Genomic DNA, 12,819 nt, shown 5'->3' with positions numbered 1-12,819 from the left:
TGAGAGCATGTGACCTGCGGTTTTATAGGTCGACTTCGCCTGAGGCGAGTCCGTCCTCCGTCGCCACGCTCATCGGTCCCTTGTCGAGAGCGTCGATCATCGTGACCACTCTGGAGAAGACATGCCCCTGCGGCCACCATCCACCACCGGCTCGCCGGGCCCTGCGCCCCGCTCCACACTCCTGAGGTCTCGTGTGACCCGGGGCGGCGTGACAGCGCTCGCCTCCTTGAGCCTTGCGCTCGCTGGCGGGCTCGCCCTGCCGTTGAGCGCCGTCGCGGCCCCCGCTCCCGAGGCGCCGACGTCAAGCTTCGCACTCGGCCAGACCGTGGCCGGGACAGTTCCGGCGGGCACCTGTTCCGTGACCGCCACCGTTACCGGTGGGGCGGGCGGCCGGTCCGCCAGCGGCGCGGCCGGCCTCGGCGCCAACGGAGCCGGTGCCCAGATCACGGCGACCTTCGCGGTCACCCCTGGCACGACCTTCAGCGGGATCGTCGGAGGCGGCGGACAGCAGAACGCGGGCAGGACGGGTGGCGTCGCCGGTGTCAACGGTGGCGGAGTCGGCGGAACTGCCGTGCAGGACCACGGCGGCGCCGGCGGCGGTGGCTACAGCTCGCTCTTCCTTGGCGGCACAAGTCCCGGTGACCTCGTGATCCAGGCCGGCGGCGGTGGCGGCAGCGGTGGCGGACACTCGGTCACGGTGGACGGGTTCGGCGGGGACGCCGGCCTTCCCTCGGCCCCAGGAGCGACCGCGAGCGGCACGGCAGGCACCAACGGCTTCGAGGGCACTCCCGTCGTCGGCGGGGGCGCTGGAGGCGGTACCGCCGCACCTGGTGCCGGCGGCGTCCACTCGACCAGCTCGAGCTTGAACGGGTTGCCGGGCGTGGGTTCGGGGGGTGGCGCAGGTGCCCCAGACCCCAACTATGACGCAGGTGGCGGTGGCGGTGGAGGTGTCTTCGGCGGTGGCGGCGGAGCGTCCACGATCATCCAGAACGGTGATCTGAGCATCAACACCGTTGCTGGTGCGGGTGGTGGTGGTGGGTCGAGCTTCGTGGCCGACACCGCCGAGGACCTCGTCTCCGCGGAGTCTGGTCGCCAGATCGGTACCGGCCCTGGCAGCGACGGCTCCATCACGCTCGACTGGGCGCCGTGCGCCTACGACCTCGGCGTCACCAAGTCGTTCGTGGTCGACGGAGCGCCCGCCGGGTCACCCGAGCTCGCCCCGATCGGCTCGACGATCACCTGGACCGTCGCGGTGCGCAACAACGGTCCTGAGGCGATGACCCAGGGCGACGTCGTGACGCTCACCGACACCCTCCCCGGTTCCGGCGCGAAGACGCTGACAGCCATCAGCACCACGGGCGGGGCGAACATGCAGTTCGAGCGCGGAGCGGTGACCTGCGACGCGCAGGTCGGCGACCCCGTGCCGGAGACGCTCGTCTGCGCCCGTGACTTCGCGCTCGTCGACGGGCTCGTCGACGGACGTCGTGGCCTGGACGTGAACGAGACGCTCACCGTGACCTACACCCAGCAGGTCACGGACGCCCCCGGTGCAGTCCTGGGCAACACCGCGACGGTCACGGACCGCGGGGAGCCGGACGACAACAGTGCGACCGCGACCGTCATGGTCATCGGGCCGCCGGACGCCGTCGACGACTCCGACCGGGGACACACGATCGGGAACGCGGTGACGGTCAGTGTCCTCGACAACGACATCGCAACCAGCGGAGCCCTCGTCCCGGCCTCCCTCGTGCTGTGGGACACCGTCACCGGCACGTCGCTGGGCACCGAGCACGTCGTGCCCGGTGAAGGCACCTGGACGGTGGACACCACCGCCGGCCGCGTGACGTTCACACCCGCGGTTGGGTTCGTGGTGGACCCGACGCCGGTCGACTACCGGATCACCGATGAGCACGGGCTCACCGCCGTCGCGACGGTGACCGTAGCGTACGTACCGCAGGCCAACGACGACGCCGATCTCACCAACGTCATCGGTGACACCGTGTCGGTCGACGTCCTCGGCAACGACGTGGGCGACTTCGATCCGATGAGCGTCGTCCTGGTGGGCGGCGGCGAGGGTGGCAAGTTCCTCGTCGTGGCCGGTGAGGGAACGTGGACGGTGGACCCGGAGACCGGGTTCGTGACGTTCACCCCGGAGCCCGGGTTCCAGGTCGACCCGACGCCGGTGGCCTATGAGGTGACGGACACGACCGGGGACACCGTCGCGGCGGTCGTCACCGTCGGCTACGCACCTGACGCCGTCGACGACGCCGATCTGCGCAACGTCATCGGGGACACCGTGTCGGTCGACGTCCTCGGCAACGACGTGGGCGACTTCGATCCGATCAGCGTCGTCCTGGTGGGCGGCGGCGAGGGTGGCAAGTTCCTCGTCGTGGCCGGTGAGGGAACGTGGACGGTGGACCCGGAGACCGGGTTCGTGACGTTCACCCCGGAGCCCGGATTCCAGCTCAACCCGACACCGGTGACCTACGAGGTGACCGACTCGACCGGGGACACCGCCTCGGCGGACGTCACCATCACGTATCTGCCGGTGTCCGAGAGCGACGCGAGCACCGGCAACGTCATCGGCGAGGTGGTCGTCGTCGACGTCCTCCCCAACGACACCGGAGACTTCGACGGTGCGACGCTGCGTCTCATCGATCCGCAGAACGGCGACCGTGTCACGACCCTGACCGTTCCCGGCCAGGGCGTGTGGACCGTCGACGGCGCGGCCAGAACCGTGACCTTCGCCCCTGAAGCGGGGTACTACGCCAACCCCACACCCGTGACGTACGAGGTGTTCAACTCTGCCGGTGACCCGGCGACCGCGGACGTCGTCATCACCTACGTCCCCGCCGCCTACAACGACGTCGACGAGAACAACGCCAGCGGCAGCGCCGTCACGGTCGACGTCGTCGGCAACGACCGAGGCGCCCTCGACCCGACGTCGGTCCGTCTGATCCACCCCAGCAGCGGTGAGCTCGTCGGTTCGCTCGTCGTCGCCGGGGAGGGGACGTGGACCGTCGACGCCGCCTCCGGCGCGATCACGTTCGTCCCGCTCGCCGGATTCGTCGGGGATCCCGCTCCCGTCAGCTACCGGGTGAGCGACACCGAGGGGAACGCGACGACGGCGCAGGTCCGCATCACCTACCTCGCCCCGGGCGTTCAGCCGACCGCACCGGCACAGCCGGCCGCTCCTGCGCCCGCACCGGCACCCGCTCCCGCGCTCGCAGCCGGGGTGCTGGCCATCACAGGCTGGGGAGGTGTGCTTCCCGCCGCACTCGCAGTCCTGCTCATCCTGGGTGGGGCGGCGACGCTCATCGGCCGACGGATGCTGAGCCGGGGCTGAACCCGGTACCACTCTGAGAGCGCGGTGGCGCTGGAGGTCGAGCCCGGCTCGACCTCCAGCGCCACCGCTCGCGTGCATCACTCGTGGCGACACCGGATGTCCGCACCCCTCACCGTCGCCCACGACCACGTCGCAGGGGTCGAAGGTTGTGGTGACGGAACCCAAGACGTACAGTTTCTTGTACAACCTTGGAGGTTCCGCGATGAAGACCATGACCTACTCCCAGTCCCGTGCTCGCTATGCCGAGACGCTGGACGCGGTGGTCAACGACCGCGAAGAGGTCGTCATCACCCGTGCCGGGCACGATCCGGTCGTCATCGTGTCGCTGGCCGACTACGAGTCGCTGAAAGAGACTGCCTACCTGCTGCAGAACCCGGCCAACGCCCGCCGGCTGCTCGCATCGATCGAGCGCCTGGAGGCGGGGCGGGGAACCGAGCGCGAGCTCGCCGAGTGAAGGACGTCTGGGACCAGGACGCCTGGGACGACTACCTGTACTGGCAGGTTCAGGACCGCCGGATGCTCAGGCGCATCAACGAGCTGCTCAGAGACGTCGCCCGCGGAGCAGGTCAGGGCACCCCGCACGAAGGGATCGGCAAGCCGGAAGCGCTCAAGCACGGACTGCACGGGTACTGGTCCCGGCGTATCAGCGACGAGCACCGACTGATCTACAAGGTCGTCGGCGACGAGGTTCGCGTCGCGGCATGCCGGTTCCACTACAGCAGCTGACCGACCGGCACCCCCGATCCGGGCCGACGGCTGTAGCGTCTGGTGGTGACCACACCTCCTGTCCTTGTCCTCCCGCCCTCCGTGACGCTCACCGACGGCGAGGGAGGCCTGCCGGTGCTGCGTGTCTCGACCGCGGTCGCCTCCGGCGAGGTGTACCTGCACGGCGCGCACGTGACGTCCTGGCAGCCCGACGGCGCCGACCCGGTCATCTGGCTCAGCGGCGACGCTCAGTTCCGCCCGGGCGCGCCCATCCGCGGCGGCGTGCCGATCTGCTTCCCCTGGTTCGGGGCGGGCCGCACACCCGGCCTCGCGCCGGCGCACGGCTTCGCCCGCACCACGCCGTGGCACCTGACCGGCGCCGGCGACGACGCCGGCACGGTGACCCTGACCTTCACCCTCACCCACGACGACGTCGCCAGTGCCCCGGGCGCGGAGCACTGGCCCTACCGCTTCGAGGCCCGCTACACGGTGACCTTCGGCGCGGAGCTCACGCTCGCGCTCACCGTCCGTAACGCTGACGATGAGCCCTTCTCCTTCGAGGAGGCGCTGCACACCTACCTGGCCGTCACCGACGCCAGAGCGGCCACGGTCGACGGGCTGGACGGCGCCCGGTACCTGGACAAGACGGCGGTCGGCAACCCAGGAACGGTGCTGCAGCAGGGGCCAGTGACCTTCACGGGAGAGACGGACCGGGTGTACCTCGCGGGCAAGCCGCTGACCCTCCACGACCCTGGCTCCCGAGACCTCACCATCACCCCCGCCTGCGGGGCGGACACGGTGGTCTGGAACCCCTGGGTGGACAAGGCCGCCGTGATGGCCGACTTCGGCGACGACGAGTGGGCCACCATGGTGTGCGTCGAGACGGCCAATGTGCTCGACGACGCCGTCACCCTCGAGGCGGGTCAGTCGCACACCCTGAGCGTCACCTACGGGGTGCGCTGAGATGGCCTTCGGACTCTTCAAAGGCTCAGGCCCGCAGTCCTGGACCGAGCTGTGGGAGCTGGTCGACCGGCTCAGCGGGCGGACCTCCGCCCTGCACCTGGGGTACCTGCGGGCGACGGCGGAGGCGATGCCGGCCGAGAAGCTGCTGCGGGCGGAGAAGCAGTACGGGAAGGCGATCCGCCTCCTCGACACCCAAGAGCACGCACGGCACCTCGCCCGCGACCCGTGGGTGGGTGCGGAGCAGACCTTCGGGCGCCGCCGGTTCGTCCGCGCCATGGAGGCGGTGATCGCCGCCGGTCCCGATGTCCTCGAGACGGTGAGCCGCGACCCCCAGGCCCTGAACCGCTATGACTCCGGGAGTGCCCCCGACCTCACGGCGCGGATCGTCTCGGACGAGCCGGTGGACCTGCGGACCGGGGTCGACGGGCTGCTCCTCGGCACGGTCCTGCGCGACGTCCTCGTCGAGAAGGGGGCCGCGAGCCCGTCCAGCTGGCTCGACTGGACCTTGGCGGAGAGCCGGTCGCACCTCCACCCGAAGTCCCTGAGCAGCTGGCCGGACGTCCGCGCGTCCAACCGGATGTACGACCGCGAGGACTATCCCTTCGACCACTTCGACCCGGACGCGGTGTGGTTGCAGGTGTGGACGGACTTCGGGTCCCCCGACGAGGCGATGGACGAGCGCACGCTGACCCTCGACGAGTGGATGCTGCCCCGGCTGGAAGCGACCGCCCGCATCATGGAGACCCTCGGAGCGGGGAACCCGCCCGACATCGGGAAGACGCAGATCTTCACCGTCCGGGTTGAGCTCAACGACGACGACACCGACGACACCGAGCCCGAGGACGTCAACGACCCGAACCACTGGTGCACCGACGGCGTGTTTGGCACCGAGCACGTCATCGCCCCCGACCTGCTGGCCACCACCGCGCCCGCTGCGCGCGCGGACCTGCTCACGCAGCAGATCGCGCAGGCGATCCTGCTGGGGAGGAAGGACCTGACGAAGGGGGCGGTGGCCGCGCTGACCGGGCTGGCCCGGCCCGTGGCGTGACCCTGGTCGCCGCAGTCCGGGGGCGATACGCTCACGGCATGCGGCAGCGGATCTACGTGGAGGCGCGGATCCGCGCCTCCCTGCCCGCGCTCTGGGAAGCCACCCAGGATCCGGTGGCCCACGCCTCGTGGGACCTGCGCTTCTCCTCGATCACGCTGATGGCCTCCCCGGCGGGGGAGCCGCAGCGGTTTCGGTACGAGAACCGGACCGTCCCGGGGGCCGCGCTGACCGGCGTCGGCATCTCGCTCGGTGAGCGCCACCGCCCGGACGGGTCGTGCACGTCCGCGCTGCGCTTCCGCGCGGACTCCCGGCTCTCGCCGATCGCCTCCGGCCACGGCTTCTGGCGCTACGTGCCCGACGGCGACGCGGTGCGCTTCTTCACCGGCTACGACTACGTGCCCGGGTGGCAGGGCGCCGCGCTGGACCGGGTGCTCGTGCGGCCCGTCATCGGGTGGATGACCGCGTGGAGCTTCGACCGGTTGCGGCTGTGGCTGGAGCACGGCATCAGCCCGCGGACCTCGCTCCGGCGGACGCTCGCCGCGCACACGGTCCGCGCCGGCGTGGTGGTGACGGCGCTCGTCGCGCTCGACGCCCCGGTCTCGGTCGCCGTCACGGCCCTGACGCTGCTGCTCCCCGCGCCCCTGCGCCTCCCGCGGGCACGACGCTGCCTGCGTCGACCACCTCGTGGTGGCTCGGACGCACCACCGGTCATCTCTGAGCGGGTCGACGAGGCGGCGCTCGCCGCCGCCGGTCAGACCAGGCCGCTCGCCACGTCGTCGGACGCCGCGAAACCCACCCACCGGAAGGCTCCCCGCCCATGACCGACTCCGTCTTCGCCCAGGCGCTCGGCAGCGACCTGTCGCGGCTGCACCCGCAGATGCAGCGGAGGTTCGGGCTCACCCCCGGCGGGGAGAACGCGTGCGTGGGCCGTGGGGTGATGGACGAGGTGTGGCGCGGAGCCGCGGTCACCGTCCCGTTCTTGTGGTTCGGCGCGTGGCGCAACATCCTGGTGCCCCGGGTCGGGAAGAGGGTGCCGTTCACGATCGAGAACTACTGCTACGTGGACTCCCTCGGCCGGGACACGACGACCTTCGTGCGGACCTTCGAGTTCCCGGGCAACCGGCGCAGCCGCTTCGACGCGACGATGGTCTACGACCGTCCCGCGGGCCGGGTGCTCGACTACCTCGGCACGCACCAGCACCTCGCGGTGGACCTCGACCTGTCCGTCGACGATCAGGGTGGCCTCGTGCTGCGGTCGGGCGCACAGCGGTTCTACGAGGGCCGGGTGGGGTTTCCTTTTCCGATGGTCGCGAGCGGGACGGCCGAGCTCCACGAGTACTTCGACGACGACGCCGGCGTCTACCGGATCGACCTCACCGTCACCAACCCCCTGATCGGGCCGGTGTTCGGGTACCGCGGGTCGTTCACCTGCGAGTTCTCGGCGATCGAGCCGGCTGCGATCCCGGCGTCGGTCAAGCCGCTCCGCGAGGAGGCACGGGGCTGAGCGGGGCTGGGCACGACGGAGCGGGTCGCGTCGTTCCTTCGTACACTCGCGGCATGCGCCGTCATCCCGCCCTCCTCCTCCTCCTCCTCCTCGGGGCGCTTGCTGGCATCGGAGCCTGGGCGGAGATCGAGCACTGGCGGGCCGCCGGGCGTCGACTTGGTGTGGCGGGGCCCCTGGGTGCTTCGGAGGCGGTCGTCGTCCTGGGCTTCAGGAATCGTGGCAGGCGTGCCAACTATGTCAACCGCTATCGGGTGCGCGCTGCGCTTCGCTCACAGGATTCCGCAGCGACGGAGAGCGTGCTCGTGCTGTGTGGCGGCGGAGTTGCGAGCGTCGTCCCCGAAGCGGAGCTCATGGCGCGCTATGCCCGGGAGCGGTGCGGGTACGCGGGGCCGATTCGCCTGGATCCAGACAGCTCCACCACCTGGGAGAACATTCAGAATGCGATCCCGCTGCTGGAGGACGTGGACACGATCAAGATCGTGTCCAACTCGCTGCATGCGGAGAAGGGCCGCGCGTACCTGTGGAAGCAGCGCCCAGACCTGGCTCGACGCCTCGTCCGAGCACAGGACCACCGATTCGGTGAGATCGCACTGATCAAGCCGCTCGCAGCCGTCGTCGGACTGAAGAATCTCGGTACCCTCCGCCCTGGGTGACACGTGCGCTAGTCGTCCTGCAGGTGAGCTCGCTGGGCGTCCTGGGTGAGCATCGAGAGCACCTCGACCGGGCCGCCGTGGGCGCCGATGGCATGCGGGACCATGGTCGAGAACTCGGCGGCGTTCCCCGCCTCGACGAGGATGATGCGCTCACCGAGACGGAGCTCGGCGGTCCCGGACAGCACCATGAACCAGTCCCGGCCGGGGTGCACCGCGAGCTGGTCCAGGGGTGGGGCTGGGGCGGTGATCCGCATCTTCGCGACGGTCACGTCGAAGGGGTTGCGTTCCCGGGCGAGGGTCCAGACAGTCATGCCGCGGCGATCGTCGCGCTCGGGGCGGATGACCACGTCGTCGTCGTGGGGGGACTCCACGAGCTGGTCGAGGGTCGTGCCGAGTGCGCGGGCGAGGGGGACCAGCTGGTCGAGCGCGATCCGCCGGCCGCCCGTCTCGATCCGGCTGAGGTTGGACGGGCTGAGGAAGCTGCGCGCCGCGAGGTTGTCCAAGGACCACCCGCGCGCGAGCCGGAGGGCCCGGATCCGCTGTCGCACGAGGGCGTCGACGTCGACATCCATATCCGCTTCTCCATCCGGTTCTTGCGTCATAGGCAAGAGTGTATGCCTTAGCCGCATGGCGGGGCTAGGTTGGAGGCATGCCCTCACACCACGACGCCCATGACGCCCACGACACACCCGTCCACGGCGGGCACCCGCACCCCCACGCCCATGACGCAGCCCTCGCACCCCTGCTCGCGCTCGACGCGATCGTCCACCAGGACTACCTGACGACGGTGACGACCTGGCTCCAGAGCCTCACCACCGACACCGCCGTGCAGCGGGTCCTCGACGTCGGTCCCGGCCCCGGAGCCGGGACCGTCGCCCTCGCGCAGCGCTTCCCTGCCGCGACCATCGTCGCGGCCGACGTCTCCGCGGACATGCTCGAGCGCACTCGGGCCCTCGCCGAGACCAGCGGCCTGGGCGATCGGGTCTCGACCGAGCTGGCCGACATCGCCGCGGATGTCACGCGCCTGGGAACCTTCGACCTCGTCTGGGCCTCGGCCTCGCTGCACGAGGTCGGCGACCCGGACCGGGCCTTTGCCAACCTCCGCGCGCTGCTGCGCCCCGGTGGCCTGCTGGCCGTGGTCGAGATGGACAGCCCGCCCCGGACACTGCCGCTCAAGCTCGCAGACTTCGAGGACCGCCTGTTTGCCGCCTTCGCCGACCTCAACCACGGGAACGCCTACCACCCGGACTGGACCGGCCCCCTGGCCCGAGCCGGGTTCACCCTGGAGGTCCGGCGCACCTTCACGATCGACGAGCCCGCAGACGGGCACGGTCCGGTGGGGGAGTACGCGACCCTCAACCTCGCCCGGATCGCGCAGGCAGCCACGGCGCGTCTCGACGACACCGACCAGGCCCTCGTGACGACGCTCCTCGGCGACGGCCCGGACGGGCTCCGCCGGCGCACCGACCTCCGCCTGCGAGGTGCCCGCACCGCGTGGATCGCCCGCCGGCCCTGACCGGGGACGCGCGGTGCAGATCCGCGACTGATCCTGTGCGCCCCGGCCCGGCGTCGTGCGCCTGAGGCTGTGGTCAGCCACGATGGACCGATGACCGCTGAGTCGAGCACCCGTGTTGCCCGGCGGCCCCGGACCGCTACTCTGCTGCTCGCTGTCCCGGCGGCCGGCGTCGCAGCGGTCACCCTCATGCGGCTCGTCGCCTATGACCGGGTCACCCCCGTGGCGCAGCTCCTGTCCCTCACGCCGTGGGTCGGCCTCGTGGCCGTCCTCCTGCTGATCACGGCTCTCGTGCTGCGCACCTGGGTGGTCGCGGGCGTGCTGGGCGTGGTCGTGGCGCTGCACGTGGCGTGGCTGGTGCCGTTCTTCGTCGGCGGTGACCGCGCGACCGCCGACGACGACCCGGTCGTCGTGCTCGCCGTCAACGCGCTCTACGGCCAGGCGGACGCCGACCAGATCGTCGACCTGGTGCGCACCCGCGAGGTGGACGTCCTCGCCGTCGTCGAGCTCACCCCCGCGCTGGTGGACCGGCTCGACGAGGCCGGTCTCGGCGACCTGCTGCCCTACACCGTCGACGCCGCCCGCCCGGGCGCGGGTGGCAGCGGACTGTGGAGCGCGACCGCGCTCACCGAACCGGACGCCGGCGAGGGCTCGACCTTCGCGATGCCGTCCGGCGTCATCCAGACCGGTGGGCACGCCGTCCGGGTGCGCGCCATCCACCCCTACCCGCCCCTGCCGGGCAACGTCACGCTCTGGGCGGACGAGCTCGATGGGCTGGCCGACCAGGCCCACGCCGACCCGATGCCTCAGATCCTGCTCGGGGACTTCAATGCGACCTACGACCACGGCACGTTCCGGGCGCTGCTCGGTGAGCGGTTCGTGGATGCGACCCGTGCGGCTGGGGACGGGCTGAACCTCAGCTGGCCTGTCGTCGGCTGGATCCCGCCGCTCGCTGACCTCGACCACGTCGTGGTCGACCAGGGCATGGCCGTCGGGGACGTCGAGTCGATCCAGATCGACGGCACGGACCACCGCGCCCTGCTGGTGCAGGTCGCGGTGCGCGGACCGGGCGAGGGGTAGCGGCACGCGGGTTAGGCTCGAAGACCGGCTCGACACACCCCGCGTGCCCCGCGCCCAGACCCCCGAGGAGCTCCCCGTGACCGAGCCCGCGCGCGACCAGCGCGACCCCGACACCGCTGCGCTCGTCACCGAGCTCGTCGAGTACTTCGACGCCGAGGCCGGCCAGCTGCCCGACGCCGAGGCCGGCGCCAGCCCGGCGCAGCAGCGCGCCCTCCTGACCGCGCTGCTCACCGTACGCGCCCCGCTGCCTATCCCCGCGGCGGTCCAGACCGCCCTCGACACGCTCCTCGCCGCGGAGGCCGCCGCCCGGCCCGTGGTCGACGCCGCCTCCCTGCCCACCCTCGCCGAGTCCGGCGTCACCGGCCCGCTCGGGCAGGTCGTCCTGTGGCAGGGGGACATCACCACCCTGCGGGTCGATGCGATCGTCAACGGCGCGAACGCCCAGCTGCTCGGCTGCTTCATCCCCGGCCACCGGTGCATCGACAACGCCATCCACACCGCCGCCGGCCCGGGCCTGCGCGCGGAGTGCAACGAGGTGATGATCGCCCAGAGCCACCCGGAACCAACCGGCAGCGCGCAGCTCACCGGCGGCTACCACCTGCCCGCCCGGCACGTGGTGCACACGGTCGGTCCGACCGTCGACGACGCCGAGCCCACCCCCGAGCAGGCAGCGCTGCTGGCCTCCTGCTACCAGGCGTCCCTCGAGGTCGCCCGCCGCGCCGGGGACCGGTCCATCGCGTTCTGCTCCATCTCGACCGGGGTGTTCGGGTACCCGGTCCTCGACGCCGCGCGGGTTGCCCTGACGGCTATCGAGGAGTGGCTTGCGGCGAATCCCGACGTGGGGATGCGTGTTGTCATCGACACGTTCAGCGACCGGGACACCAGTGCCTACCGCGAGGTGCTCGCGGAGCGCGGCGAAGCCTGACAGGCCCGTCAGGTCACATCGGGCTGAGGGGGACGTTCGCCCCGAGCGGTAGCGGCAGCGGGGCCGAGGACGGCAGTACGCCCGGGCCGTCCCCGGGAGCGCTCGTGTCCTTGGGCCAGCGGCCTTCGCCCTCCCAGGTCGCGGCGATGTCGGCGAGGCTCGCGCGCCGTCGGCCCGGGGACGGGGGCTGGGCGGCCTGGTCCAGGCCGGACTGGGGGACCGCCCACGTCGACCCGATGCGGACGGCCGGCAGCGACCCGGTGTCGATGCGTTGGAGCACAGCCTGGCGGCTGACGCCGAGCTGGGCGGCCGCCTCGGAGACGGACAGCAAGGGTGGGACTGGCGTCAGTCCGGCCCGCTTGGCGGACTCGTCCGTGGGCAGCGCCTCGATGGCGAGGACGGGAGCGGTGGTCGCCTGGGCGACGACGGCGACGGCGGTCTGCACCGCCTGGGCCACCGTGTCGGCCGGCAGGGTGATCGCCACGACGACGTGTCCGCGGGGGCCGCGGCTGAGGGTCGGGTGGTAGGCGGACAGCGCGGTGGTGAGCTGGGTGTCGATGTGGTCGCGGGTGTCGAGCTCGACGCGGACGGTGTGGTGAGCGGTCATGACGATCCCTCCTGAGCGCCTGACGTCGATGTCAGGTCAGCAAGACCATCATGGCGCAACGCTTGTCACATAGCAAGGGCTCCGCCGGTGACCCAGTGGATTGGGCGCCGACGCGCACCCCCGAGCACGCGGTGCAGACCCTAACCAGTGGCCTTTGGCCTAGCCCGATCACGCCGCGACGGGCACGATGGTCCCATGGACTCCGACAAGGACCGCGAGCCTGACCGGAACGACCCCGCCCTTGCTATCGAGTGCCCCCGCTGCACTGCCCCCGCGGGGGCGCTGTGCCACACCGTCGAACGACTGCCCCGAAGCGCACACCAACGTCGCACCGCTGCCTACCTCCAGACACTCGCCGGCGAGCCGTTCGAGCACCAGGCGAACGCCTAGGGCAGGAGCCTCCGGAGGCGGCCGACGGGCTGCGGCAGCGAGGCAGATGAGGAAGAAGGACCGCGATGCTGGAGTACGCCTTCAT

General features: G+C 71.4%; 14 protein-coding genes. 12 read left to right on the top strand and 2 right to left on the bottom strand.

The window, feature by feature from the left end:
- The first annotated feature begins 208 nt into the window (after window positions 1-208).
- The 8 genes from ACWA15_RS17095 to ACWA15_RS17060 all read left to right on the top strand — a co-directional run bounded on the left by ACWA15_RS17095 (window position 209) and on the right by ACWA15_RS17060 (window position 8,219).
- Entirely contained in the window at window positions 209-3,346 is a 3,138-nt protein-coding gene (locus ACWA15_RS17095) for an Ig-like domain-containing protein (RefSeq protein ID WP_464056755.1), read from the top strand.
- A 202-nt stretch (window positions 3,347-3,548) separates the two neighbouring features.
- The gene (locus ACWA15_RS17090) at window positions 3,549-3,800 is read left to right on the top strand and encodes a type II toxin-antitoxin system Phd/YefM family antitoxin (RefSeq protein WP_464056753.1); all 252 of its coding nucleotides are present in this window, start codon (window positions 3,549-3,551) and stop codon (window positions 3,798-3,800) included.
- Entirely contained in the window at window positions 3,797-4,072 is a 276-nt protein-coding gene (locus ACWA15_RS17085) for a Txe/YoeB family addiction module toxin (RefSeq protein WP_464056751.1), read from the top strand. Before ACWA15_RS17090 ends, ACWA15_RS17085 begins: the two co-directional genes overlap by 4 nt.
- A 45-nt stretch (window positions 4,073-4,117) precedes the next feature.
- Window positions 4,118-5,014 (top strand): D-hexose-6-phosphate mutarotase, encoded by an 897-nt coding sequence (locus tag ACWA15_RS17080; RefSeq protein ID WP_464056750.1) that lies wholly within the window; start codon window positions 4,118-4,120, stop codon window positions 5,012-5,014.
- A gap of 1 nt (window position 5,015) precedes the next feature.
- Window positions 5,016-6,062 carry a hypothetical protein gene (locus ACWA15_RS17075; RefSeq protein ID WP_464056748.1) on the top strand — a complete coding sequence of 349 codons (1,047 nt, stop codon included), beginning with the start codon at window positions 5,016-5,018 and terminating at the stop codon, window positions 6,060-6,062.
- Window positions 6,063-6,100: 38 nt separating this feature from the next.
- Window positions 6,101-6,883, top strand: a complete 783-nt coding sequence (locus ACWA15_RS17070; protein ID WP_464056746.1) for a hypothetical protein — start codon at window positions 6,101-6,103, stop codon at window positions 6,881-6,883.
- On the top strand, window positions 6,880-7,566 hold the full coding sequence (locus tag ACWA15_RS17065; RefSeq protein ID WP_464056745.1) for a DUF4166 domain-containing protein: 687 nt from the start codon (window positions 6,880-6,882) through the stop codon (window positions 7,564-7,566). Before ACWA15_RS17070 ends, ACWA15_RS17065 begins: the two co-directional genes overlap by 4 nt.
- 53 nt (window positions 7,567-7,619) lie before the next feature.
- The gene (locus ACWA15_RS17060; protein WP_464056743.1) at window positions 7,620-8,219 is read left to right on the top strand and encodes a YdcF family protein; all 600 of its coding nucleotides are present in this window, start codon (window positions 7,620-7,622) and stop codon (window positions 8,217-8,219) included.
- Between the two features lie 8 nt (window positions 8,220-8,227).
- Here ACWA15_RS17060 and ACWA15_RS17055 read toward each other — a convergent pair whose 3' ends face one another.
- Window positions 8,228-8,791: a helix-turn-helix domain-containing protein gene (locus tag ACWA15_RS17055; protein WP_464056742.1), complete on the bottom strand. Its 564-nt coding sequence runs from the start codon at window positions 8,789-8,791 to the stop codon at window positions 8,228-8,230.
- Between the two features lie 77 nt (window positions 8,792-8,868).
- Here ACWA15_RS17055 and ACWA15_RS17050 point away from each other — a divergent pair, with 77 nt between their 5' ends.
- The 3 genes from ACWA15_RS17050 to ACWA15_RS17040 all read left to right on the top strand — a co-directional run bounded on the left by ACWA15_RS17050 (window position 8,869) and on the right by ACWA15_RS17040 (window position 11,737).
- A complete protein-coding gene (locus tag ACWA15_RS17050; protein ID WP_464056740.1) occupies window positions 8,869-9,735 on the top strand; it encodes a class I SAM-dependent methyltransferase in 867 nt (288 codons plus the stop codon).
- A gap of 90 nt (window positions 9,736-9,825) precedes the next feature.
- Window positions 9,826-10,812 carry an endonuclease/exonuclease/phosphatase family protein gene (locus ACWA15_RS17045; RefSeq protein WP_464056738.1) on the top strand — a complete coding sequence of 329 codons (987 nt, stop codon included), beginning with the start codon at window positions 9,826-9,828 and terminating at the stop codon, window positions 10,810-10,812.
- A gap of 43 nt (window positions 10,813-10,855) precedes the next feature.
- Window positions 10,856-11,737, top strand: coding sequence for a protein-ADP-ribose hydrolase (locus ACWA15_RS17040; RefSeq protein WP_464056736.1), 882 nt, complete (start codon window positions 10,856-10,858; stop codon window positions 11,735-11,737).
- 13 nt (window positions 11,738-11,750) lie between these two features.
- Here the strand turns inward: ACWA15_RS17040 and ACWA15_RS17035 are convergent, their stop codons facing one another.
- The gene (locus ACWA15_RS17035; protein WP_464056729.1) at window positions 11,751-12,344 is read right to left on the bottom strand and encodes a helix-turn-helix domain-containing protein; all 594 of its coding nucleotides are present in this window, start codon (window positions 12,342-12,344) and stop codon (window positions 11,751-11,753) included.
- Window positions 12,345-12,539: 195 nt separating this feature from the next.
- Here ACWA15_RS17035 and ACWA15_RS17030 point away from each other — a divergent pair, with 195 nt between their 5' ends.
- Window positions 12,540-12,734 (top strand): zinc finger domain-containing protein, encoded by a 195-nt coding sequence (locus ACWA15_RS17030; RefSeq protein WP_464056734.1) that lies wholly within the window; start codon window positions 12,540-12,542, stop codon window positions 12,732-12,734.
- Window positions 12,735-12,819: the final 85 nt, after the last annotated feature.

Source organism: Sanguibacter sp. TS_SC_8 (assembly GCF_055361235.1).
This window is presented reverse-complemented; position numbering and strand designations above follow the sequence as displayed.

What these genes read in the sequence shown, in the direction of transcription:
- ACWA15_RS17030 (WP_464056734.1), top strand. Translation starts at nt 12,540, where the DNA reads ATGGACTCCGACAAGGACCGCGAGCCTGACCGGAACGACCCCGCCCTT.
- ACWA15_RS17065 (WP_464056745.1), top strand. Translation starts at nt 6,880, where the DNA reads ATGACCGACTCCGTCTTCGCCCAGGCGCTCGGCAGCGACCTGTCGCGG.
- ACWA15_RS17055 (WP_464056742.1), bottom strand. Translation starts at nt 8,791, where the DNA reads ATGGATGTCGACGTCGACGCCCTCGTGCGACAGCGGATCCGGGCCCTC.
- ACWA15_RS17075 (WP_464056748.1), top strand. Translation starts at nt 5,016, where the DNA reads ATGGCCTTCGGACTCTTCAAAGGCTCAGGCCCGCAGTCCTGGACCGAG.
- ACWA15_RS17050 (WP_464056740.1), top strand. Translation starts at nt 8,869, where the DNA reads ATGCCCTCACACCACGACGCCCATGACGCCCACGACACACCCGTCCAC.
- ACWA15_RS17045 (WP_464056738.1), top strand. Translation starts at nt 9,826, where the DNA reads ATGACCGCTGAGTCGAGCACCCGTGTTGCCCGGCGGCCCCGGACCGCT.
- ACWA15_RS17070 (WP_464056746.1), top strand. Translation starts at nt 6,101, where the DNA reads ATGCGGCAGCGGATCTACGTGGAGGCGCGGATCCGCGCCTCCCTGCCC.
- ACWA15_RS17060 (WP_464056743.1), top strand. Translation starts at nt 7,620, where the DNA reads ATGCGCCGTCATCCCGCCCTCCTCCTCCTCCTCCTCCTCGGGGCGCTT.
- ACWA15_RS17090 (WP_464056753.1), top strand. Translation starts at nt 3,549, where the DNA reads ATGAAGACCATGACCTACTCCCAGTCCCGTGCTCGCTATGCCGAGACG.
- ACWA15_RS17035 (WP_464056729.1), bottom strand. Translation starts at nt 12,344, where the DNA reads ATGACCGCTCACCACACCGTCCGCGTCGAGCTCGACACCCGCGACCAC.